The sequence below is a fragment of the Candidatus Methylopumilus universalis genome, from assembly GCF_006365315.1.
Classification (GTDB): domain Bacteria; phylum Pseudomonadota; class Gammaproteobacteria; order Burkholderiales; family Methylophilaceae; genus Methylopumilus; species Methylopumilus universalis.
Map to the genome: position 1 here is coordinate 23,464 of NZ_CP040968.1, position 24,743 is coordinate 48,206.

Annotated in this window: 24 protein-coding genes; 16 read left to right on the forward strand and 8 right to left on the reverse strand. The window is 37.3% G+C overall.

The window, feature by feature from the left end:
- Window positions 1-76: 76 nt before the first annotated feature.
- The 8 genes from FIT79_RS00110 to rph form a co-directional block, all read right to left on the reverse strand.
- Window positions 77-781 carry a VIT1/CCC1 transporter family protein gene (locus tag FIT79_RS00110; protein ID WP_139875265.1) on the reverse strand — a complete coding sequence of 235 codons (705 nt, stop codon included), beginning with the start codon at window positions 779-781 and terminating at the stop codon, window positions 77-79.
- Window positions 782-1,272: 491 nt separating this feature from the next.
- Window positions 1,273-1,887: a MarC family protein gene (locus tag FIT79_RS00115; RefSeq protein ID WP_139875266.1), complete on the reverse strand. Its 615-nt coding sequence runs from the start codon at window positions 1,885-1,887 to the stop codon at window positions 1,273-1,275.
- A gap of 69 nt (window positions 1,888-1,956) precedes the next feature.
- Window positions 1,957-2,808, reverse strand: coding sequence for a radical SAM protein (locus FIT79_RS00120; RefSeq protein ID WP_139874103.1), 852 nt, complete (start codon window positions 2,806-2,808; stop codon window positions 1,957-1,959).
- Between the two features lie 2 nt (window positions 2,809-2,810).
- Entirely contained in the window at window positions 2,811-3,230 is a 420-nt protein-coding gene (locus tag FIT79_RS00125) for a protein tyrosine phosphatase family protein (protein ID WP_139874104.1), read from the reverse strand.
- Window positions 3,231-3,239: 9 nt separating this feature from the next.
- Window positions 3,240-4,409: a radical SAM family heme chaperone HemW gene (hemW, locus tag FIT79_RS00130; protein WP_139875267.1), complete on the reverse strand. Its 1,170-nt coding sequence runs from the start codon at window positions 4,407-4,409 to the stop codon at window positions 3,240-3,242.
- Between the two features lie 7 nt (window positions 4,410-4,416).
- Window positions 4,417-4,644 (reverse strand): hypothetical protein, encoded by a 228-nt coding sequence (locus FIT79_RS00135; protein WP_139866589.1) that lies wholly within the window; start codon window positions 4,642-4,644, stop codon window positions 4,417-4,419.
- Window positions 4,637-5,233: an RdgB/HAM1 family non-canonical purine NTP pyrophosphatase gene (gene rdgB, locus FIT79_RS00140; protein WP_139875268.1), complete on the reverse strand. Its 597-nt coding sequence runs from the start codon at window positions 5,231-5,233 to the stop codon at window positions 4,637-4,639. The genes FIT79_RS00135 and rdgB overlap by 8 nt, the downstream gene beginning before the upstream one ends.
- A gap of 4 nt (window positions 5,234-5,237) precedes the next feature.
- Window positions 5,238-5,951 (reverse strand): ribonuclease PH, encoded by a 714-nt coding sequence (rph, locus tag FIT79_RS00145; RefSeq protein WP_139869894.1) that lies wholly within the window; start codon window positions 5,949-5,951, stop codon window positions 5,238-5,240.
- A 133-nt stretch (window positions 5,952-6,084) separates the two neighbouring features.
- On the opposite strand from rph, the gene FIT79_RS00150 reads away from it, so the two are divergent.
- The 16 genes from FIT79_RS00150 to FIT79_RS00225 all read left to right on the forward strand — a co-directional run bounded on the left by FIT79_RS00150 (window position 6,085) and on the right by FIT79_RS00225 (window position 24,739).
- A complete protein-coding gene (locus FIT79_RS00150) occupies window positions 6,085-6,951 on the forward strand; it encodes a YicC/YloC family endoribonuclease (RefSeq protein WP_223260788.1) in 867 nt (288 codons plus the stop codon).
- Between the two features lie 19 nt (window positions 6,952-6,970).
- On the forward strand, window positions 6,971-7,582 hold the full coding sequence (gmk, locus tag FIT79_RS00155) for a guanylate kinase (protein WP_139875270.1): 612 nt from the start codon (window positions 6,971-6,973) through the stop codon (window positions 7,580-7,582).
- A gap of 16 nt (window positions 7,583-7,598) precedes the next feature.
- Window positions 7,599-7,814, forward strand: a complete 216-nt coding sequence (gene rpoZ, locus FIT79_RS00160; RefSeq protein ID WP_046486627.1) for a DNA-directed RNA polymerase subunit omega — start codon at window positions 7,599-7,601, stop codon at window positions 7,812-7,814.
- A gap of 43 nt (window positions 7,815-7,857) precedes the next feature.
- Window positions 7,858-10,059: a RelA/SpoT family protein gene (locus tag FIT79_RS00165; protein ID WP_139875271.1), complete on the forward strand. Its 2,202-nt coding sequence runs from the start codon at window positions 7,858-7,860 to the stop codon at window positions 10,057-10,059.
- A gap of 30 nt (window positions 10,060-10,089) precedes the next feature.
- Window positions 10,090-10,467, forward strand: coding sequence for a RidA family protein (locus tag FIT79_RS00170; RefSeq protein WP_139875272.1), 378 nt, complete (start codon window positions 10,090-10,092; stop codon window positions 10,465-10,467).
- Between the two features lie 27 nt (window positions 10,468-10,494).
- Window positions 10,495-12,558: an ATP-dependent DNA helicase RecG gene (gene recG, locus FIT79_RS00175; protein WP_139875273.1), complete on the forward strand. Its 2,064-nt coding sequence runs from the start codon at window positions 10,495-10,497 to the stop codon at window positions 12,556-12,558.
- A 1-nt stretch (window position 12,559) separates the two neighbouring features.
- Window positions 12,560-13,036, forward strand: a complete 477-nt coding sequence (locus FIT79_RS00180; RefSeq protein ID WP_139875274.1) for a chorismate--pyruvate lyase family protein — start codon at window positions 12,560-12,562, stop codon at window positions 13,034-13,036.
- 187 nt (window positions 13,037-13,223) lie between these two features.
- Window positions 13,224-13,871: an energy transducer TonB gene (locus FIT79_RS00185; RefSeq protein ID WP_139875275.1), complete on the forward strand. Its 648-nt coding sequence runs from the start codon at window positions 13,224-13,226 to the stop codon at window positions 13,869-13,871.
- Window positions 13,872-14,009: 138 nt separating this feature from the next.
- Window positions 14,010-19,220, forward strand: a complete 5,211-nt coding sequence (locus FIT79_RS00190; RefSeq protein WP_139875276.1) for a beta strand repeat-containing protein — start codon at window positions 14,010-14,012, stop codon at window positions 19,218-19,220.
- Between the two features lie 30 nt (window positions 19,221-19,250).
- Window positions 19,251-20,981 (forward strand): ShlB/FhaC/HecB family hemolysin secretion/activation protein, encoded by a 1,731-nt coding sequence (locus FIT79_RS00195; RefSeq protein WP_139875277.1) that lies wholly within the window; start codon window positions 19,251-19,253, stop codon window positions 20,979-20,981.
- A 46-nt stretch (window positions 20,982-21,027) separates the two neighbouring features.
- On the forward strand, window positions 21,028-21,876 hold the full coding sequence (ubiA, locus tag FIT79_RS00200) for a 4-hydroxybenzoate octaprenyltransferase (RefSeq protein ID WP_139875278.1): 849 nt from the start codon (window positions 21,028-21,030) through the stop codon (window positions 21,874-21,876).
- An 86-nt stretch (window positions 21,877-21,962) separates the two neighbouring features.
- Window positions 21,963-22,391: a 50S ribosomal protein L13 gene (gene rplM / locus FIT79_RS00205; RefSeq protein ID WP_139866609.1), complete on the forward strand. Its 429-nt coding sequence runs from the start codon at window positions 21,963-21,965 to the stop codon at window positions 22,389-22,391.
- Window positions 22,392-22,404: 13 nt separating this feature from the next.
- Window positions 22,405-22,797, forward strand: coding sequence for a 30S ribosomal protein S9 (rpsI, locus tag FIT79_RS00210; protein ID WP_046486649.1), 393 nt, complete (start codon window positions 22,405-22,407; stop codon window positions 22,795-22,797).
- A 126-nt stretch (window positions 22,798-22,923) separates the two neighbouring features.
- Entirely contained in the window at window positions 22,924-23,967 is a 1,044-nt protein-coding gene (gene argC, locus FIT79_RS00215; protein ID WP_139875279.1) for an N-acetyl-gamma-glutamyl-phosphate reductase, read from the forward strand.
- 12 nt (window positions 23,968-23,979) lie between these two features.
- Window positions 23,980-24,345, forward strand: coding sequence for a hypothetical protein (locus FIT79_RS00220; protein ID WP_139866612.1), 366 nt, complete (start codon window positions 23,980-23,982; stop codon window positions 24,343-24,345).
- 10 nt (window positions 24,346-24,355) lie between these two features.
- Window positions 24,356-24,739, forward strand: a complete 384-nt coding sequence (locus FIT79_RS00225) for a bactofilin family protein (protein ID WP_139866615.1) — start codon at window positions 24,356-24,358, stop codon at window positions 24,737-24,739.
- The last annotated feature ends 4 nt before the right edge of the window (window positions 24,740-24,743 follow it).

Genomic DNA, 24,743 nt, shown 5'->3' on the forward strand with positions numbered 1-24,743 from the left:
GGAAACGAACGTTTCTTGTAAGGCCCTATTTTACAATTAAATCAATGAATAAGAAGGATTTAAATATATGAAACTTTTATGATAATAGATGAGCTAAGCCAAAAGCCGCCGAAGAAGCAATGCCACCAATCAAAAGGGTTTGCATCGCTGAGCGCCCTTGATTCACCCCTGTAAACCGACCTTTAATCCAACCAAAAAGTACGAGTGCAATACTTGTTGCGATCACCGACATTTTTAGTGCAGACATGATGTCAGATATAAAGAAATAAGGCATCAAGGGAATGAGCCCACCTACAATATAAGAGGTTGCAATAGTGGAGGCACTGATCATGGCTCTTTTTGGGTCAGGCTTTTCTAAATTTAATTCAAATTTCATCATGAATTTTAGCCAGCGTTCACGATTAGAAGTGATGGACGTAACGACTGTTTTAAGCGCACTCCCTTTAAGTCCATATTCTGAAAGTATTTCTTTAACTTCTAAAATCTCACGCTCACGTAAATGTTTAATTTCATAGGCTTCACGTTTTAATTCAGAATCATAATGTTCAATATCTGTTTTTCCAGCAAGATAGCCACCCAAGCCCATCGCAATAGAGCCCGCCGCAACTTCAGCTAATCCTGCTGTGACAATAATTGCTGAAGAATCAACAGCTGCAGATAAGCCAGCAGCTAGTGCAAATGGCACTGTGAGCCCGTCCGCCATGCCAATCACAATATCGCGAACCACTGCAGTTGAGGTAAAGTGTGTTTCAGAATGATGCGAATGATGGTCGTTTGACATAAAGATCTCTTGAAATTTTTATATTAATTTAAGTTAAAAATACTATATATTAGATTTTGTAATTAAAACATTTTTAAATATTTAAGGACTCAAAAATGAAACAATGTACCTACAATATATTAGCTTTATTAGTGTTTGCTTTGTCTTTTTCTTACGTCCCTACAGCCGCGTTTCAATATCATTGCGTCTATGACGGCGTGACAACTTTTAATGTGCCCATCTTTATATTTCAACAGGTTTTTTTAGCAGTTATCTTATTCATCATTGGCCGTTACAGTTTTCGCGATGGCAAAATGGTCTGCTGGATGTCATGTAGCCAAAAAAATAAGAAAAAGAAAAAATAGTTAATCAAGCTTAGCTTTGTGTTTAGATTGCCTTTTAAACTTTGTTTTATCTTTTTCAATTTTAGGTTTAAAAGGCAAATCAGCTCGAAAAAGAGCGTAATGAGTCTGAGAGCGTAGTTTAAGTTTACGAATTTGTTTCATATAACGTCACGCAATGATATCTAATATACCCCGAGTAATAAATTCAATCGCCATAGAGCCTAAAAGCAATCCCATGACGCGCGTAATAATTTTTGTACCAATCGCACCAATTACCCTAGAAATATTTTCTGCAAAACTTAATGTGAGCCAGATTAAAAGAGATACAGCTAAACAAGGCAAGATAAGAAAACTCTGATTAATCAAATTTGGTGCCTGATGTGCCGCAATAATCATATTACTCATAGCGCCAGGACCCGCAAGAAGGGGAATGCTTAACGGTACAAAAGCAATCAGATCCTTGTCTGATTTTCCATTTTGACCCGACTCAATAACTTGATGTTTACCTAACATCATAGAGATCGCCATAATTAATAAAAGAATGCCACCACAAATTTGAAAGCTTGGCATGCTGATACCAAACATATTTAAAATCTTATCGCCTAGGAAAAGTGAGGTAACAAGAATAATAAAAACAGTAATGGCTGTCATTTTGACAACATTTTTTTTATTAATTTTTTTATGCTGACCCGTGAGGCTTAAAAAAAGTGGCAAGCAACCTATAGGATCTACAATCGCGATAAGTGCAATCGTTGTTTTTATAATAAAGGTCCATTCAATCATGATTTATTCCTTATTTAAAAATGTCATAACGTCTAAGTATGGTTGCAGCAATAAGCACGCAAATAACTGTTAAAAGCTAACCGTGGTTTCAATCTGTAAATAACGTAATTTTTTTGCAATACCTTCAAGAACTTCTTTGCTGATGCGTCCCAAGCGCTTTGCTTGAGGTTGCAACGAAGGTCTAGCAAGCCCATAAATATGTACACCTTGGATATCACTTTTGATTTCGCTCATTAATTGCACATAAGCATCAATATCTTTTTCGCTTGGATTCTTTCCATCAATGCTGAAAATACAGGTTTGAACAAAAGTTGGACAGGCAGTTGCACAGTTTTTAAGTCGTTCCAAGATTTGATGGCGCTTTAGATTGACTTGATTAATTATTTGAATACTTTCTTCTGTGACAGCATCAACTTTAAACCAAACTTCACCATTTATTTCTTTTAACATCTCCACGCTTTTAATCACAGGAGATTGATGCATTAAACTTCCGTTAGTTATAAGACGTAATTTAATTTTATGGAGTAAGTTAAATTCTTCGAGTACCTTTTTAACAATTAAAATAATTTGTGGAAATTCTTCGGCACTTGTAGGTTCTCCATTACCTGAAAAAGCAATGTCTTTTAGATGACGATCTTCAATGGCTACATTTTTTTCCATATAATCGCCATGAATGATTTCATGGAGAAAAAAACGTAGTTCATCTTCAAGCACATCGAGCTCAATGGGGGGAGGTGAGCCACGGGTAAGATTTGGAATTTCACAATAAATGCATTGCCAATTACAAGCATTATTTACATTTAAGTTGACACCAATTGATAAGCCGCCGGCACGTCTTGAAATAACAGAATAAATATATTTAAGACCACTTAATTCCCGGCTGTGATCATGAATACTAAGATACTGTTTAGATACGCTCATAACTATTTAAGGGAGTTGAGGCGGTCTATTAACGGAGACAAGTCATAGCCAGCAATCTGAGCTTTGCTTAAAATTTCATCAATAGGTAATATTTTTGCATGTGACAAAGCCCAAAGCGTTGAGCACCGAGTACCTGTTCGGCAATAAGCAAAGACAGGTTTTTGAGCTACTTCAAAGTTGCAACTAAATTGCGCAATATCGCCATCGGAAATTTGCCCGCCAATTACAGGCTGATGGATGGCTTTGATGCCTAAATTTTGAGCCTCTTTTTCAATAGTTGAAAAAGCTAGTTGTCCTTCGGATTCTTGATCAGGACGATTACAAAAAATAGTTTTGTAGCCTTGTGCTTGAATTTCTTTTAAGTCTTCAATCGTGATTTGATCAGAGACGGTAAGTTCGTTATTTATTTTTGCAAATTTCATAATTTCATTCTACTTTAAAAAAATACTCAATAGGTCATTTAAGAATCGCTGACCTAGAAGTGTTGGCTTAATCATTTCATGATCCTTGGTAATCAGTTTTTTATCTATCGCAGTTTTGAGTTCTTTATTAATAGATAAAATATTTAAACCTGTTTTTTCTTCGAAACTTTGAATGCTAAATCCATCAATAAGACGTAAATGATTCATCATAAATTCAAAAGCTAAATCATTTTCATGAATAATTGTTTCTGATTCAATCATATTCTGCGTTTTTATATGCTCCATATATTGTTTCGGATTTTTATATCGACTCTCGCGAATCATATTGTCATGAAAAGTTAGCTTGCTATGAGCACCCGCTCCTATACCTAGATAATCACCAAACTGCCAATAATTAAGATTATGTTGGCATTGTGATTTAGGTTTTGCAAAAGCAGATGTTTCATAATGCTCATAACTATGCTGGCTTAAAATATCTTCAATAGTTTCCTGCATTATTGCACTCTCATCATCGAGTGGTAATTTGGGGGGATGTTTAAAAAAGAATGTATTAGGCTCAATTGTTAAATGATAAAAAGATAAGTGCTGTGTATTAAAAGAAGTTGCAGTTTTGGCATCGTCTATCGCTTCATCTAATGTTTGCTGAGGTAATGCATACATTAAATCTAAATTCACTTCATCAAAATGACGCATTGCAATTTCAATACCTTTTTTGGCTTCACTGCTATCGTGGATACGACCTAATGCTTTGAGATGGGTATTATTAAATGATTGAATGCCTAAAGATACTCTTGTGACGCCAGCATCTTTATATCCTTCAAAATGATTGGTATCTATAGTTCCTGGATTGGCTTCAAGTGTAATTTCGGCATCATACAAAATAGGCGTCAGCGCACGAACCTGACTTAAAATTTTCTGAATAGCTTTCCCACTAAACAAACTTGGGGTGCCACCTCCAAAAAAAATGGAGTGAATTTTTCTTCCCCAAATCTTAGGTAATGAAATCTCAAGATCCTTAATAAGTGCATCCACATACATGGATTCTAAATCAGTAAAATTTTGAGCTTCTTTATGTTCGTGCGAATTAAAATCACAATAGGGACACTTTTTGACACACCAAGGAATGTGAATGTAAAGGGAGAGTGGGGGTGGCATGGCGAGTCTTGATGTTTGACTCATAGAAGACTTATTTATTTTTTAAGTATGGATTAATAAGATCATCAACCATTTGATGAAGTGCTTCTTTCATTTGCTTTTCAGAGACTTCCATTAAAAGACCATCTTCAATAGCGTCTTGAGAAAGCTGCTTTAATTCATCAAAGTTTTCTTTCATGACTTTAATTTTTTCTGTACATGACACGACGGATTTATCGTCACGAATCCAAGTAGGCCATTTATTTTTTAATTTATCCATAAATCTGATTCAGTTTTAATTTAAGTTTATGTAACGCTTGTCCGCGATGACTAATTCGATTTTTGACGTCTGACGGTAATTCTGCCACAGCTTTTTCAGTCATATGATCTAAAAATAACGGGTCATAACCAAACCCACCGGAGCCTCTGGGGGATTTTAAAATCTCCCCATGCCATGTTCCTTCAACAACAATAGGTTCAGGATCAAATTCATGTTTTACAAATACAATGACACAAGTGTAATGTGCTTTTCGATTCGACTCGTTTTCTAAACTTTTTAAAAGTTTTTCATTATTTTTTTGATCTGATGAAGGCTCACCTGCGAATCGGGCCGATAAGACACCAGGTTTGCCGTCCAAGACATCCACGCAAATACCTGAATCATCTGCAATGGCAGGTAATTTAGACAAGCGACTTGCATGTCTTGCTTTAATAAGTGCGTTCTCAAGGAATGTATAAAAAGGCTCTTCAGCGGCATCAATTTTAAAATGCGATTGAGGAAGTATCTCAACGTTCATATCTTCTAAGATCGATTGAATTTCGATGAGTTTTTTGGCATTGCTTGTTGCAATGACGATTTGATTCTTCATGAAATTACTTTAAAACATTTTTTTGTAATTGAATGAGTTCTTTAATGCCTTGTGCTGCAAGGTCAGACATCTGGTCCATCATTTCACGTGAAAAAGGCGTTCCTTCTGCGGTACCTTGAATTTCCACAAAACCCCCTGAGCCCGTCATGACAATATTCATGTCTGTGTCACAACTTGAATCTTCACTGTAATCCAAATCTAATAGTGGGTTTCCTTCGTGGAGCCCTACAGAGATAGCTGCCACAGAATCAATGAGCGGCGATTCTGAAATGAGTTTTTTATCCATCAGATGTTTAATAGCATCATGCACCGCGACATAAGCACCTGTAATGCTAGCTGTGCGTGTGCCACCATCGGCTTGAATGACGTCGCAATCAATTTGAATGGTGCGTTCGCCTAGTTTTTTTAAATCAATAATCGCGCGCAAGCTACGCCCAATAAGACGTTGTATTTCTTGCGTCCGACCAGATTGTTTTCCGCGCGCCGCCTCTCTATCCATTCTCGATCCTGTCGATCTTGGGAGCATGCCATATTCAGCCGTAATCCAACCTTGACTTTGACCCTTTAAAAAAGAAGGTACTTTTTCATCAATACTTGCAGTGCAAAGTACATGTGTGTCACCGAATTTAATCAAGACGGAGCCTTCTGCATGTTTTGTGTAATGCCTAATAATTTCAACCGGTCTTAATTGGTTGTGAGCGCGTTGATTTAATCTCATAGTCTTCTTCCTCGATAGAAGTCGTCATTATAAGCTAGCTTTAATTGATTGATATCTTGTCATTTAAAGGTTTTAGTCGCAAATGCAACTATAGATTGATAAAATGACATTTAAACATCGAATTGGATACCCTATGGCTTTAAGTATGACCGGTTTTTCCTTTAAAGAAGCAGATACTGAGCAAGGTATCTTGCTCCTTGAATTTCGGTCTTTAAATAATCGATATCTAGAACTTCAGGTTAAATTGGATGAATCTTTAAGATCTTTCGAGCCTATGATTCGAGATCTGATATCAGCCGAAATTAAAAGAGGCAAAGTAGATTGCAGAATCTATTTCAAATCTAAAACACATGCACTTGATGTTAAAAATGTAGATCCAGCGAAGTTAAAACAACTCGCTAGCTCAGTCGATGAAATTGCAAAACATTTCTCCCATGTACAACCGATTAATGCCCTCGACATCTTAAAAACGAGTGAAATCATGCATGACCAATCCGTGGACATGAATATGCTCGAACAAGATCTTAAAAAAAATCTCAAAGAAGCCTTATTAGAAATTCAATTATCTAAAGCGCGTGAAGGTGAAAAATTACAAAAGATTTTATTGGATAAATTGAAAGATATTGAGGTACTCGTAGGCGAAGCTAAAAAAATTCTACCCATTTTAATCAAAGATTATCAAACTAAGATTGAAGATAAATTTAAGCAAGCTTTGATCGCGATCGATGATGATCGATTGAAGCAAGAGTTTCTTATCTTTATTCAAAAGATGGATATTGATGAAGAGCTTAATAGAATTACATCCCATATTGATGAAGTTAGACGTTTACTTAAAGCTGATGGGGCCATTGGTAAAAAACTAGACTTTATGATGCAAGAACTAAATCGTGAGGCCAATACTTTAGGTTCGAAATCCATTTCACCTAAAACGTCACAAATATCAGTGGATTTAAAAGTTTTGATTGAGCAAATGCGCGAACAAATTCAAAATATTGAATAATAACGACTAAAGAATATCTATGAGCCAAGCCCATTTATTTATTATTGCAGCAGCTTCCGGTGCCGGTAAGACGACACTTGTAAAAGCCCTATTAAATAAAGACAGAGATCTTCAAGCTTCTGTGTCTCACACAACTCGCAAACCTCGGCCAGGTGAAGTAGATGGTGTGGATTATCATTTTGTTGATGAAGCAACCTTTATAGATTTGAAGAAGAAAGGTGAATTTTTAGAATCTGCCGAATGCCATGGTGGTATGTATGGCACAAGTAAAAAATCAGTGCAGTCCATTCTCGATCAAAAAAAAGATGTGATTCTAGAAATCGATTGGCAAGGCGCCCAGGCTCTCAAAGCCCAATTTAAGGAGGCTGTATCAATCTTTGTATTGCCACCTTCTGTTGAAACGCTTGCAGAAAGATTAAATAACCGCGGACATGATAGTGAAGAAACGATTGCAATGAGACTTGCGGCTGCGCGAGAAGAGATGAGCCATGTAGATGAGTTCGATTATGTTACAATCAATGATGACTTTGAAGTAGCGCTCCACGATCTTATGGCTATTATTCGATCCACTCGATTAATGTGTCATATTCAGCTTACACGACATAGCCACTTAATTAAAAACTTGACTTGAAATTTGGAGAAATAACATGGCACGAATTACAGTAGATGATTGTTTAGAGATGATTCCTAATCGCTTTAAACTTACTTTAGCTGCCGCTTACCGCGCAAGACAATTAGCTAATGGTGCTGAAGCTTTAGTAAGCACGCATGGCTTAAGAGACAAGCCTACGGTATTAGCATTAAGAGAAATCGCAGCAGGTAAAGTTGGTCTTGATATCTTAAATAGAAAAACAACATACTAAATTTCTTAAATAGGGCTTAAAGCCCCCTCAAGAGAAAAAGACCATGGCTAGTACCGCTCATTTTAATAAAGCGGATGCTCAAAAAACACCGCCACTTCCGTTACTGCCTGTCGATAACGAAGCGTCGGAACTCACAATCCTCCTTAAGACTTATTTAAAAACGAAAGATATCCAGAAGATATGGGATGCCTATCGATTTAGTGAAGAAGCACATCACGGCCAATCCAGAAGAAGTGGTGAGCCGTACATTGTGCACCCTGTTGCTGTAGCATGTACTTTAGCTAAGCTTCATCTTGATGCCCCTACAATTCTTGCAGCCCTTCTTCATGATGTTGTTGAAGATACAACCATTACCAATAAAGAAATTGAAAAAAAATTTGGCAAACAAGTCTCTGTATTAGTCGACGGTTTATCTAAGCTCGACAAAATTGAATTTCAAGATGCGACAGAAGCGCAAGCCGAAAATTTTAGAAAAATGTTACTGGCAATGTCAAATGACGTTCGTGTTATTTTAGTAAAGTTAGCTGATCGTCTTCATAATATGCAAACGTTAGATGTTTTAAGACCTGAAAAACAAAAACGTATCGCGCAAGAAACTCACGATATTTATGCACCTATTGCAAATCGATTAGGTTTAAATGCCATTTATCAAGAGCTTGAAGATTTAAGTTTTAAACACCTCTACCCCATGCGCTATCGTGCGATTCAAAAAGCTATGAAAGCTTCTCGAGGCAATCGTCGCGAAGTCGTTAAGAAAATTACGGCAGCTATTCAACAAAAATTAACTGAGATGAAAATGGATGCAGAAGTCTCAGGGCGAGAAAAAAATACTTATAGTATTTATAAAAAGATGAGCGAAAAAAGCATGTCTTTTGCACAAATCAACGACATCTATGCCTTTAGGATTATTGTGAAAGAAGCGAATGATGCTTATTCTGCATTAGGCGCATTACATAGCTTATATAAACCTCTTCCAGGGAAATTTAAAGATTACATTGCCATTCCAAAAGCTAATGGTTATCAATCTCTGCATACAAGTTTATTTGGACCTTTCGGCACCCCTATTGAAGTGCAAATTCGTAGTGAAAAAATGCACAAACTTGCAGAAGCAGGCGTCGCAGCGCATTGGCTTTATAAAACGAAAGACGCACACCTTACTGAACTTCAACAACAAACGCATCAATGGTTAAAACGTCTTTTAGAAATTCAATCAGATAGCGCTGATTCACTCGAATTCTTAGAGCATTTAAAAGTTGATCTTTTCCCTGACGAAGTTTATGTATTCACTCCCAAAGGAAAAATTCTGGCATTACCAAAAGGTTCAACAGCAGTTGACTTTGCATATGCGGTGCATAGTGATGTAGGTAATTGTTGTGTGGCTGCAAAATACAATCAAGAACTTGTCCCTCTTCGTGCTGAAGTCCATAACGGCGATCACATAGAAATTATTACCGCCCCTTTAGCTAAACCCAATCCAGCATGGCTTAATTTTGTGATTACAGGAAAAGCAAGATCACACATTAGACAATATTTAAAATCGATTGAATCAGAAGAGTCTTCGAGACTTGGCGAAGGTATGCTTAATCAAGCACTCAAAGCACTTCATATCAGCCCGTCATCGATCAAAGAATCTCATTGGAAAAAATTAATCAGTGATTATGGCGTTAAAACCAAAGAAGAGATTTTGGCTGAAATTGGTTTAGGAAAGCGTATGAACGTGATGGTGGCTCATCAATTGATTAGTTTTATGGATGGGGTGAGCCATGTTAAAGGCAAACATAAGCAATTGGATGTCATCACCATTAAAGGTTCTGAGAGTATGGCGATTCAATTGGCAATATGTTGTCATCCAATTCCAGGCGATCCTATTTTAGGATTTATTAACAAAGACAAAGGGCTTGTTGTTCACACGCATGATTGCTTAGCGATTCGTAAATTCAAACTTGATCCTGATAAATGGCTTGATGTTGAATGGGATCCAAATCCAGATCGATTATTTAAAGTCAATTTACAAATTATGGTATTAAATGAGCGCGGCATGCTCGCTAAAATTTCATCCGTGATTGCAGAATCAGATTCAAATATCGATAATGTGAATGTTGAAGAATCCGATGGTGGACACTTTGTAAATGTTAACTTTATTGTGCAGGTTCATAACCGTATTCATTTGGCAGATCTCATGCGAAACTTAAGAAAGATTAGTGATATTTCTAGAATTAGCCGCGTCAAGATGAAAACCTTTTAAGCAACTTATTAAAAAAGAAAGACTTAAGAAATGACAAAAGAAATTATTCAAACTACAAATGCCCCAGAGGCGATTGGTACATATTCTCAAGCTGTCAAAACTGGCAATACTATCTACTTGTCAGGGCAAATTGCACTCGATCCCGAATCTATGAAGTTAGTTGAGGGCATTGAGGCACAAATTCATCAGGTATTTAAGAATTTAAAATCAGTCGTTGAAGCTTCTGGCGCTCAATTAAGTGACATCGTTAAAATAAATATATATTTAACAGATTTGTCGCATTTTGCTTTGGTTAATACCATCATGGGCGAATATTTTACGAAACCCTACCCAGCAAGAGCTGCAGTAGGTGTTGCATCGCTTCCTAGAAATGCACTTATTGAAGCTGATGGTGTTGTTGTTATTTAAATTATTTCTATTTAAGAGTATTTCAATCTGACTTCTCTAGCCGAGCTTAAGCTTTTTACCCCTTCAGTATTAAATAAGCTCAAAAAATTGGGCGTTGAAGATGTATTTAGTTTAGCTATGCATCTTCCAATTCGTTATATCGATGAAACTATCGTGACACCTATTCGTGATATTCAAATGGGTGAGCTATCTCAAATAGAAGCAGAAGTTATCAGAGCTGAAATTGTTTATAAGCCCAAAAAAATGCTTATAGTACAAGTTAAAGATGCATCTGGTAGTTTGCAGCTTAGATTTTTACATTTTTATCCAAGTCAAATGAAAATATTTGAACCAGGGTCTCGCATTCGTATTTTAGGAGAGGCTCGTCATAATTTATTTGCATTCGAGATGATTCATCCACAATGTAAATTAATCAGAGACAGCGATGTCTTGCCTCAGTCATTAACGCCTATTTATTCATTAGTTGCAGGTGTGGGACAAAAAATAGTCAAAGATGCGATTGATAAGTTGTTTCATCACTTTGATTTAAAAACTTATTTAAAAGATTTATTTTTACCATCCATTTATGAGAAATTATACTTACCAAATCTTTATGAAAGTTTAGAAAGTATTCATCATCCAAAAGATTTTAAAGAAGTTGTAAGTCATGAGGCTTTTACAAGCAAGCCTTATCAAAGAATTATCTTTGATGAATTTTTAGCACAACAATTATCATTAAGATCTAATTATTTGATAAGACGAGCACTTTCAGCTATGCCATTAAAAGCTAAAAATAAACTCACAACCATTTTTATGGATAAGCTCGAATTTGATTTAACTGATGCGCAGAAAAAAGTCATTCAAGAAATTAAAAATGATCTTGAAAGAAATTATCCGATGCAAAGGCTATTACAGGGTGACGTAGGTAGTGGTAAAACAGTAGTAGCAACAATCGCAGCTCTGCAAGTTGTTGAGAATGGAAGTCAGGTTGCTTTTATGGCGCCTACTGAAATTTTAGCGGAACAACACTATCGTAAACTTTGCGAGTGGCTAACTCCTTTAGACATAGAGGTCGCATGGCTAACAGGCAGTCAGTCCAAAAAAGATCGTGAGATTTCATTAAAAATGACGCAATCCGGTGAAGCACATATTGTAGTGGGCACGCATGCACTTTTTCAAGAGCACGTCATCTTTAATAAATTAGGTTTAAGTATTATTGATGAACAGCATCGATTTGGTGTTGAGCAAAGATTGGCGTTACGAAAAAAAGGTCAATTAGATAAAGCAAATGAACCTCATCAATTGATGATGAGTGCTACACCAATTCCTAGAACACTTTCTATGAGTTATTTTGCAGATCTTGATGTGTCTATTATTGATGAATTGCCTAAAGGCCGTGAAGCGATTGTGACAAAACTTTTTTCAGAAGATCGACGCGATGAAATTTTAAAAAGAGTGCATGAGGTATGTCATACAGGCGCTCAAGTTTACTGGGTATGCCCTTTGATTGAAGAAAGTGAAGTATTACAACTTCAAACCGCAGAAGAAACATATTTAAATATGCAGTCTCATTTTCAAGATTTGAAAGTGGGCCTGGCCCACGGGCGAATGAAGTCATCAGAAAAACAAAAAGTCATGTCTGATTTTGTGAAGGGCGATATTCAATTATTGGTAGCGACTACAGTGATTGAAGTAGGTGTTGATGTGCCCAATGCCACATTAATGGTGATTGAAAATGCAGAGCGCATGGGTCTTTCGCAATTACATCAGCTTAGAGGTCGTGTGGGACGTGGCTCACTAAAAAGTACATGTATATTATTATTTCAAAAAAAATTATCAGAGCTTGCACGACAAAGACTCAAAGTGATTTTTGAAAATACGGATGGATTCATCATTGCCCAAGAAGATTTAAATATAAGAGGGCCTGGAGAGTTTTTAGGGGTGCGTCAAAGTGGCGTGCCTATGTTACGTATTGCAAATCTTAATCGTGATTATAAATTATTAGAAGAAGCCAAAACGATCGCTGATCAATTATTAGAAGATTATCCAGAAGCATCTTATCTTCATTTAAAGCGCTGGCTAAATCATGCGAATGAAAGGGTGAAGGTATAAAATGGTTTGGTTAAAATCACCCACAGTTGAAGGTAACGAATTTTCATGGTTGACAGAAGAAGGTTCTTTAACAGAACGATTACAAAAAGAATTTAATGATGTCAAAGTTGATGTGATCTATGAAGGTAATGCTCCCGAAGAAAAATCTAACTATACCCGCGAAGTCATTATTAAGAGTCATAATAAGCCAATGATTTTTGCAAGAACTTCATTAAAAGATAATGATCTTAATGGCGTCTGGAGTTGTTTAAAAACACTTGGCCAACACTCACTCGCAAATATTTTATTTAAAGATGATCTAATTTTAAGACGCTCCCTGCTTTATAAGTTATGTGAGCCTCCTGATGATTTGTATTCATATTTAAAATCACTTGATTTGCTAGATCATGAAACTATATGGCTAAGAAAATCAGAATGGGAAAAAAACGGTAAAGTACTTTTGCTCATCGAGGTATTTTTGCCAAATCTTTTCAATTAAAGATGAAATTACTGAGAGCTTAATGTTTTAGGCTATAATTTTTTAATTACTAAACTCTTCGACTAATTTTTAAAGCTATAAGCCATTGAAATCTCCCGCCTTTTTTTATCGTGAATTTGACTTGCCGCGTGCAATTGCTCTATCGATTCTTGTTCATCTTTTGGTCCTTTTTCTTCTGTTACCAAAAATGAATAATCATGATTTGAAGATGCCACCACCTATGCAGGTAAGCTTGGCTGAGCCTAAATCAACAGAAAATAAACCAAGCCCAGAAAAAGAGAAATCTCCAGAATCGCCAAAGCCTGAAGTAAAAAAGCCAGAGCCACCTAAGCCGGAAATTAAAAAGGAACCACTTCCCATCCCTGACAAAACGCCAACGACAGTCCCTTTAAGTAAACCGCAAGTTTCAGTTAAACCAAAAGAGGAGCAGGTAACTGAAACAAACCCAAAGCCCGAAGCTAACCCAACGCGGGTAATTACAAAAGCTGCTGATGCTCCACAAGAGACAAAAACAGTAAATGCCCCTTCGCCGGATAAAGTAACTGAAGCAACCAATGATTACAGTAGTTTATTGGCAGCAGCCATTGCGAAATATAAACAGTATCCAAAAATTGCTCAAATGCGCGGCTGGCAAGGATTGATTATTATTGAACTGCAATTAAATCCTCAAGGCACAGTGATTTATTCCCAAATTAAAAAAAGTAGTGGTTATGACGTGCTAGATCAAGAAGCGCTTGAAATGATAAAAAGAGCATCCCCTTTCCCACAGCCTCCCGAGGCGCTTAGAAGTAAAAACTTTACTGTTTTAGTTCCAATTTCATTCAAACTCGAATAATTTTTGCACGTTTTTTGTGTATTTTCCCCGATAGCTTACATATTTTTGTAAGCCATAATTGATATATGAAGTGACCATGTAAATTTAGATTAAATCCATGTAAAATCAACGTAATATCAACTTTTTGCTTATCTAAATATGAATAAAATATTTAGAATTAAATTGAATTTAAATTCGAATACTTTCGTTGTTTGCCACGAAAAAAATAAATCACGTCTGTCGAATTCATCCTCAGCTTCTCCAAAAGGGACTGAAAGCTTAATTATTTTTATTACGCAGCATTTCAAATTTAAAAAATTTATTTTCTTATCAAGCGTCATTTCGCTTTTTACACCGCTTCATCTTTTTGCAAATCCGCTAAGCACCGAATTGCCAAAAGGCGCTGATGTTGTTATTGGTAATGTCACGATTGATACAAATCAGAATCTTCAATCGTCAGTAATGAATGTGAATCAGGCATCGCAGCGTGCTGTAGTTAATTGGAATTCTTTTAATGTTGGATCTGATGCAACGGTTAATTTTAATCAGCCTAATGCAAATGCATCTATATTGAATCGAGTTAATAATCAAAGTCCGAGCCAAATCTTCGGAAAAATTAATGCTAATGGCGAGGTCATTCTCATGAATCCTGCAGGGATTTATTTCGGAAAAGGATCGTCACTGAATGTAGGTGCAATAACAGCTACGACTCATAGCATCTCTAATGATGATTTTATGAAGGGCCTCATGACCTTTGATCGAAAGGGATCCACTGGAAGTATTATTAACGATGGGTCAATCACGGCTAATTTTGATAGTTATATTGCGCTGCTTGCCCCTGAAGTTAGAAACTCAGGATTACTCATTGCCAAAATGGGCACGGTGGTAATGGCATCAGGAGAAAAGATTACTTTAAATTTTGATAGTGACCATCACTTAGGAAGCATCACTAGCGATCCGTCAACCATAAAAAGTTTAATTGAAAATAATTATGCCGTTGAAGTGGAAGGTGGTCGCATTATTCTCTCAGCTAATGCAATCAATACTATTGCTGGAAGTCTAATCAATCAGAATGGTTTATTAAATGCGGGTAGTAATGCAACACAATTAGTAAAGCAAGGTGGGCAGATTTTATTATTAGCTGACACTATTAATTTAAATAACGGTTCACAAACATTAGCCAATGGATTGTTTGGTGGTGGTGAAATTCTCATTGGCGGCTCTTGGCAAAATTCAAATCCAACATTCATGCAGGCCCTAAAAACCTCTGTAGCAGATTTAGCTTTAATCCAAGCAAACGCGACTGGTAAAGGTGATGGCGGAACAATTGTCATTTGGTCTGACATTACAAATAAAAATAGTTTAACGAATGTTCAAGGAACTCTTGAAGCTAAGGGTGGATTGTATGGTGGTGATGGAGGAAAAATTGAAACATCTGGGCATCAAGTTTATTTAGACGGGATTAAAATAAGCGCTTCAGCTACTCAAGGATCGTCAGGTACTTGGCTAATTGACCCTTATGATGTTGTTATTGGAACTTCTTCGAGTGGCACTGCATACAGTAATGATTTTGTACCGGGTACTTCATCTTATATTTTGGCGTCTAATATAAATACTTCGCTTAATGCTGGAACGAATGTATCTATTTCAACCGGCAGTAACGCAGCAGGCACACTTACCTTAAGTTCGGCAATCAGCAAAACAACCGGAGGTGATGCGACACTTTCATTAACTGGCGGAACAATTAACATTAATGCAGCAATTTCTGGATCTGGTGCTGGCAAACTCGGAATCACCCTTGATGGAATATCTACGAATTTTTCAGGTCAAACACTTACGCTTAATGGAGGCGATTTAAGTATTACCAATACCGGAACAAGCAGTGGCAACATTATTACAGGCTCAGGTAACTTCACTAAAGATGGTGCAGGCACTTTAACGATTAGTAATTCAAGTTCATTTACAGGCACTACAACGATTAATCAAGGCCGATTAACAATCGACGGTTTAGTAGGTGGAAACATTGTTAATAATGCAGCATTAACGTTGAATTCGGGCGGCACTTATGCTTCTGCTATAAGCGGCACAGGAGGTATGACAGTAGGGGGAGGAAATCTTTACTTAACTGGTACAAATACTTATACCGGAGATACAAATATTAATAGTGGTGCGAATCTTTATATTGGTAACGCCTCAACTACAGGAAGTCTTAATAGCTCAAGTCGTATTGTGAATGCAGGAACACTTTACTTTAATCGCTCCGATGCAGTGACTATTGCAAATAGAATTAGCGGTGCAGGTGTGGTACAACTTGAAGGTGGTACAGATGTAACATTCACTGGAGATAACGATTATACCGGCTACACAAACTTGTATATTGGCTCAACTTTATCTCTCGGGAATGGCGGTACAACAGGAAGCATTAACAACACGGCATATATTAATGCGTTTAAGTCCACATTAAAGATTAATCGTTCAGATGACGTAGCATTTGATCGACAACTAGCGCAATGGGGAAATTGGGATACAAATTATTTTATACAACAGGGTAGTGGTACTACCACTCTTTCTAATACTGATACAAATTGGTTTGCACGAAGCACCATTAATAATGGTGCGTTAGCAATTACTGGCCAAGGAAATAGTGGCAATAGTTTTATTATTAACAATAATTCAATTCTCTCATTGGGATATTCTGGAAATCAATCATTCGCAAGCGTATCAGGCAACGGTTATTTAAATAAAAATGGTATAGGCAGTACAACGATTAGTAATTCAAGTTCATTTACAGGCACTACAACGATTAATCAAGGCCGATTAACAATCGACGGTTTAGTAGGTGGAAACATTGTTAATAATGCAGCATTAACGTTGAATTCGGGCGGCACTTATGCTTCTGCTATAAGCGGCACAGGAGGTATGACAGTAGGGGGAGGAAATCTTTACTTAACTGGTACAAATACTTATACCGGAGATACAAATATTAATAGTGGTGCGAATCTTTATATTGGTAACGCCTCAACTACAGGAAGTCTTAATAGCTCAAGTCGTATTGTGAATGCAGGAACACTTTACTTTAATCGCTCCGATGCAGTGACTATTGCAAATAGAATTAGCGGTGCAGGTGTGGTACAACTTGAAGGTGGTACAGATGTAACATTCACTGGAGATAACGATTATACCGGCTACACAAACTTGTATATTGGCTCAACTTTATCTCTCGGGAATGGCGGTACAACAGGAAGCATTAACAACACGGCATATATTAATGCGTTTAAGTCCACATTAAAGATTAATCGTTCAGATGACGTAGCATTTGATCGACAACTAGCGCAATGGGGAAATTGGGATACAAATTATTTTATACAACAGGGTAGTGGTACTACCACTCTTTCTAATACTGATACAAATTGGTTTGCACGAAGCACCATTAATAATGGTGCGTTAACTTATGCAAATTCATCTTCATTTGGAAATAGCGGCGGAACTATTGTTTTTAATGGTGGATCTTTAAAATACATCGCAGCGAATAAAACAGATTATTCAAGTAAATTTAGTACAACAGCTAACCAACAATATTCGGTTGATGTGAATGGTCAAGCGATCACTTGGGCAACAGCCTTAAATAGTTCTGGTGGAAGCTTAACAGTTAGTGATTCTGCAGGATCTGGCTCATTAAATTTAACAGCAAATAATACTTATAGCGGTGCAACCAATATCAACGGAGGCAATTTAACTTTTAGCGGAAGTGGAGCTGCTGCAAGTTCAACTGCTTTAAATATTGGAGGCAGTGCATCGTATACGTTATCGGATACAACAGCACTTTCAAATACAGGCTCTATGGCACTGAGTGTTGCATCAGGTGGTAATTTAACGTTATCTGCAAATCGAACTTTTGGTTCAATTTCGGGTGCCGGCAATATTGCTTTAGGAGTTAATACAATTACCACAGGCTCTAATAACAACAGCACAACTTATTCAGGTGTAATGAGTGGCACAGGAGCTTTAAGTAAAACGGGCACAGGCATATTGACTCTCTCAGGTTCAAATACTTATTCTGGTGGAACTACGATTAGTAACGGTACGATTAAACTTGGCTCAGTTGCCGGATTGGGCACAAGCAATGCAACTGTATCTTCTGGTGCTTCGCTTGACTTAAACGGACAAACAGCAGTTGCTAATAATTTAAGTTTAAATGGAACTGGGGTAAGCAGTTTAGGCGCTCTCTATAATTCAAGCACAAGTGTAGCAAGCACGTCTGGAAATATTACCCTAGCTGGAAATACTACAATTAAGAGTTTAGGTGACATAACATTAAACAGCACTGTTCAAAGTTCAAACAATGGTTCGCTCACGATTGATGCAACAGGCAAAACGGTAACTCTTAATGGTCTCATTGGGGCAGACCCAACAACTCTTACAGGAACGAGCTCTCTCAATCCATCATCTGTCACAATTACTGGCGATACAATCAATTTGAATAATGACATTACAGGCGGTTCACAAACATTTAATGGTGCTATTAATATAGGTGACAATGGTACGAACGGCACAACTAGAACTGTGTTGGCAGTTGGCACTTCCCCTTCGACAACTTTTAATGGCACGATCAACGATACGGTAGCAAACACTCATACATTAAATACAAGAGCAGTAACAACGAGCATTAACAACACGCCAATGATTACCTTTAATGGAAATGTGGGCCAAGTAAAAGCATTGGCTGGTATGGAAACAACCGCTATGTATCAACCTTCAGCCTCCGGCTCAGTTTATGGCACACTTCCCACAACTATAGATACATCATCTAATTATTCGGGTACAGTCAATGTGAATGGAGCTTTTAAAACAACAGGCGACCAAACATTCACAGGCAAAACACTTGATTTTGCGACCAATCAGCCTGCCACTGTTTCTGGAAATATTAATATTTATGGATATAGCGCAACCTCAGGAGGAGCAAACACTTCTACAATCAATATTCCAGGATTTAAAGTGACATCAGACACGCAAACAATCAAGGGCTTATCGGCTGACCAGTTACTGACAGTGACGAAAACAATCGACAAGACCATTGACCCTAATTTTGTGGCAACCGTCTCGGGATCGGGGGGTTCAGCAGGCACCAATAATGCTGGACGCGTAAAGTTTGATGCAGGAATCGGATCGAAAATTATTAAAGACATCGCTATGCCTAAATCTACTTTCTCTTTACCTATTCAATCAGGTGGCTCACTCAAACCTTCCATTAACATTGGTGAAGTTTATGTAGATGGATTATCGAATAATATTGGTGCGCCAGTGATCACAAATAATTTTTCACAACCAGGTGCTGGCAATGCATTTATTCGCCAACCTAAAGATGAATAAGACTGCTACTTCAAGGACTAAAATCCAATTTTGATTAAATTGTATTCTTATTTTTTATTACTCATTTATGTTGTTTTAAATGCATTATTTTCTATTGCTTATGCAGTAACGCCAAATACTGGAACAGACGCAGGAGATACTCTGCGTCAAATTGAACGCATACAAGAAATAGAACGGCCTAAAGTTCCTAAACTGATTGAGAAAAAAGAAGAAAAGCCCCCTCTAAAAGAGGGCGAAAAAGTCAAAGTTACAAGTTTTGTATTTAATGGTAATAAGATTATTGCCACGGAAGACTTAGAAAGTTTTGTAAAAAAATATATAGGCACTGAATTAACTTTCGATGAAATTAATCAAGCTGTCGTCTCAATTAGTCTCTTATATGAACGAAAAGGTTATTTAGCACAAGCTACATTGCCTGAACAAAATATTACTGACGGTATTATTCAAGTTAATATTTTAGAGGCCCATTTTGGTGGTACTACTTATTTGCCTATGGGTAACGATGAGAAGCCTTATGTGAGAGAGAGTCGCGTGATGGATATTGTTTATCCATCTTCAAAAGTAAATGGCCCATTAGACTTAAAGCGTCTCGAGCGAGGCGTGCTATTGGCAAATGATTTGCCTGGCATAGGTGTGGGGGCCAACTTAAAACCAGGACAAGAAGTGGGGCATACAGATGTAGAAGTGCAAATTGAAAATAGAGCAAGATTTAATACCTCAATATTGGCAGATAATTATGGTTCAAGAGCAACAGGCTATGAACGAGTTTTAGTCTCAGCTAATTTATTAAACCCATTAAGATTAGGCGATGATTTAAACGCGACTATTTTAAAAACAGCAGGCACAGAATACATGAGACTCAATTATTCAATGCCTGTTGGTAATAATGGTTTAAGAATTGGATCGAACGCTACGTACCTAGAATATAAAGTTATTACAAATGAATTTAAATCTCTAGAGCCCAATGGCCATTTAGCTGGGTTTGGTCTTGAGGCAAGTTACCCTATTTATCGATCAAGAGATAAAAATTTAAATCTTGATTTTGATTATGATACTAAAGCTTTTAAAAATAATACCAATACTGAAGTGGTAAGCGATTATTTCACACGTATTTTTTCAGCGAGTTTATCAGGAGACTTTGTAGATCAATGGCTTCTGGATGGCGCAACAAATAACGCGAAATTCATATTTGATCACGGCAAGAATGATCTTAAAACTTCACCAAATTATGTAACAGATATTTCTAATAGCCACACACATGGCATTTTTAATCGCGCGCAATTGAGTTTTAGACGAGATCAATTTTTAAAAAATGATTACACGTTCGTCATTAAAGGATCAGGGCAATTGACTGATCACAATCTTGACTCATCACAAAAATTTTATTTAGGAGGTCCCACTGGCGTTCGCGCTTACCCTTCGAGTGAAGGATCTGGGAGTGAGGGCTACTTATTAAATCTCGAGCTTAAAAAAGATTTACCTTTTAATTTCTCAGGCTCTATTTTTTATGACGAAGGTTATGTGCGTCAAAATATAGACAACTTTGATGCATCGGGTGTAGTCATTAATGCCTTGAATACCTATAAACTAAAAGGATATGGATTAGAGTTCACATGGCGAGGACCTCTTAAGACGAATGTAATTTTTACTTATGCTAAACGAGATGGAACGAACCCTAATCGTGTTCAGGATACTGGCAAAGATCAAGATGGCACGCTTTATAAGGATATTTTTTGGTTAAGGGCGGTTGCTAGCTTCTAAATTTCGATACACTTAGCTTTATCTCAAAAATAAATCGGTAGTAAATATGTTTCATTATTTGCGTTTAATGCGCCTTGATAAGCCTATAGGTATTTTCTTATTGTTATGGCCAACTTTATGGGCACTCTTCATAGCAAGCCATGGCAATCCAAGTATTCAACACCTTACTATTTTTATTTTAGGTACTGTGCTGATGCGTTCAGCAGGATGTGTTGCGAATGATATTCTCGATCGCAAATTTGATTTTCATGTTGCGCGCACAAAATTAAGACCCTTAGCTAATCAATCCATCCCAGTTAAAAACGCATTTTTTTTATTGATTACTTTGTTATTAGGTGCGCTGATATGCGTTTTATTTTTAAATAAAAATGCATTTTACTTTTCATTAGTTGCTTTATTTTTAGCGCTCACTTATCCACTCACAAAAAGATTTTTTGTCATGCCACAAGCCTATTTGGGATTAAGTTTTGGTATGGGTATTCCTATCGCCTTTGTCGCAAATGATATTTCCTTATCTATAACAACATGGCCTCTATTTTTAGCTAATGTATTTTGGGCGATTGCTTACGATACGCTTTATGCGGTGACAGATAAAAACGACGATTTAAAAATTGGCATTCGTTCTTCTGCTATTTGGTTTGGGGCATATGTGAAAGAAGCCATCATGTTCTGTTATACCTGTATGATGGGGTGCTTGATTTGGGTGGGGCAGTTAGAAAATTTTGGCTGGCCTTTTTATGGATTTATAGGGTTAAGCCTCATTTTTATTGGGCTTCTTTATCGTCAAATCCTGACACTTAATCCAAAAGCCTGTTTTGATGCATTTTTAAGCAATAACTATCTAGGTGCGTTTGTCTTTTTAGGGATATTTTTTCACTATCTTCATGTGAACTAAATCATTAATAAAATTGACAAAATAGGCAGTTTTGGCATAGAATTCACCTCTTTTTTTAAATTTATAGCGCAAAAGTTGGTATTGAAATGAAGACATTTTCAGCAAAATCCCATGAAGTAAAACACGATTGGTTCGTTGTAGACGGAACTGACGCAGTATTGGGTAGATTAGCAAGTGCGATTGCACATCGATTACGTGGCAAACATAAAGCCATTTATACGCCGCACGTAGATACGGGTGATTACATTGTTGTGATCAACGCGGAAAAGATTAAAGTAACGGGTAACAAAGGTGACGGAAAACTTTACCATCGCCATTCAGGTTATCCAGGCGGCATTTCAACAACGAACTTCTCTAAGATGCAAGACCGTTTTCCAGGCCGCGCTTTAGAAAAGGCAGTGAAGGGAATGTTACCAAAAGGACCTTTGGGTTATGCCATGATTAAAAAGATGAAAGTCTATACAGGCCCAACCCATGATCATGTGGCACAACAACCACAACCATTAAGCATATAGTTAAGGAAACACTATGATAGGTAAATACAATTACGGAACAGGTCGCAGAAAGAGCTCAGTAGCTCGCGTGTTCATGAAGCCAGGTAAAGGCGTAATCACTGTGAACGACAAACCTGCGGATGAATATTTTTCACGTTATACCTCCCGTATGATTTTTCGCCAACCACTCGACTTAACCAACACGTTAAGCACATTTGATATCAATGTGAACGTTATTGGTGGCGGTGAATCTGGTCAAGCAGGCGCCGTGCGTCATGGCATTACACGTGCATTGATTGACTATGATACAAATTTAAAAAGCACGCTTTCACAAGCTGGTTTTGTAACACGTGATGCACGCGAAGTTGAGCGTAAAAAAGTGGGTCTTCGAAAAGCTCGTAGACGTAAACAATTCTCGAAACGTTAATTGTTTCAAGTTCCAAAGAGCAAAAAGGCCGCTTTCAAGCGGCTTTTTTGTTATATAGAGTTAAATAAATTTTGTTAGTATGGTTTTTAAGGATTAAAACTTCTTTTAAATTAAAGGTGCCAAGTGATGAGTAATAAGTCCAAGATTAAAGTAGGTGTGGTCGGTGCGACTGGTTATACCGGCGTTGAGCTATTAAGAATTCTAGTTAAACATCCTCATGTGACGATTCAGGCTGTGACATCTAGAGCAGAGGCTGGTTTATCGATTGCGACCTTATTTCCAAGCTTGAGAGGTCTCATTGATCTTAAATTTGAAGATCCGAAGGCAGCTAATTTAACGAATTGTGATCTCGTTTTTTTTGCAACGCCTAATGGTATTGCCATGCAAGAAGTACCAGCACTTCTTAAAGCTGGGGTAAAAGTGATCGATTTGGCAGCTGATTTTAGGCTAAAAGACGCTAACGTCTGGGAAAAGTGGTATAACATGCCGCATTCATGTAGCGATCTACTTAAAGAAGCTGTTTACGGCCTGCCGGAGATGAATAGAGAAAAGATTAAAAAGGCATCACTTGTGGCTAATCCGGGCTGTTATCCCACAGCCATTCAATTGGGATTTATCCCATTAATTGAATCAGGAGTGATTGATCTTGATGATTTAATTGCAGATGCGAAATCAGGCGTATCTGGAGCTGGCAGAAAAGCTGAAGTCCATGCATTGATGGCGGAAGCTTCTGATAACTTTAAAGCATACGGAGTTGAGGGGCATAGACATTTACCCGAAATCACGCAAGGACTCAGCAGTGTTGCGAATCAAGCAGTGCATTTAACTTTTGTACCTCATTTAACGCCTATGATTAGAGGTATTCACGCGACACTTTATGCAACGCTTACTAAAAAAACAGATATACAAGCACTTTTTGAATCAAGATATAAAAACGAGTCTTTTGTAGACGTTATGCCAAAAGGGTCTCATCCAGAAACAAGATCTGTAAGAGGCTCAAATCAATGTCGCATTAGTATCCATCAGCCGCAAGGAAGCCATAAGGTTGTGATTTTATCTGTCATTGATAATCTCGTGAAAGGCGCGGCAGGACAGGCTGTTCAGAACATGAATCTAATGTTTGATTTTCCAGAGATTTCTGGACTTGATCTTGTGCCCTTGATGCCATAAAGTGTTGTTTCTATGAGAAAAGTTAAGCGAACCTATACCAAATATTTTGGTATCACCCGTCGAAGAATGCGTATTAAAACAGGCGCTTCTTGGCACACCTATTTGATGATTGCAGCATTCTCATTTATAGGCGGCGCAGGATTTACTTATTGGGAGTTAAATGGCGGTTCAGTGATTGGCTTTATTTCAAAAATTGAAGCATTAGAAGCAGAAAATCAATCTATACAAGGCCAGTTGTTGCAACAAAAAATTGAGATCCAGCTCAAATCGATTTCAGGCGATAAAGTTTCAGGCGATATTTCTAAGCTTCAAGAAGAAAACAATAAGCTAAAAGAAGACATTCTTTTTTACGAAAAAATTGTAGGCAAGAAACGATAAAGGATATTTCATGTTTTTTAATAAAAAAAATAAAGCGCGTACGATTGATACACTTATTGATAAAGACATTTCGGTACGCGGCAATGTGACGTATTCAGGTGGTATTCGTGTGGATGGTTCAATTCAAGGCAACCTCACTGAACTTCCAGGCACAGCAGGTACTCTTATTATGGGTAATAAAAGCCGCATTAAGGGAAATATTTCTGCACATACGGCAATTATTGGCGGAGACGTGAACGGTAATATTATATGTGCTGAATATTTAGAGCTTCATGCAAATGCTAGAATCATGGGTGATATCGAATATAAGGTGATAGAAATTCACGCAGGTGCTAAAGTGTATGGACGGCTTAAAGAAGTAGCTAAAGATTATCAGTCACAAAAAAAGAAATAATGAG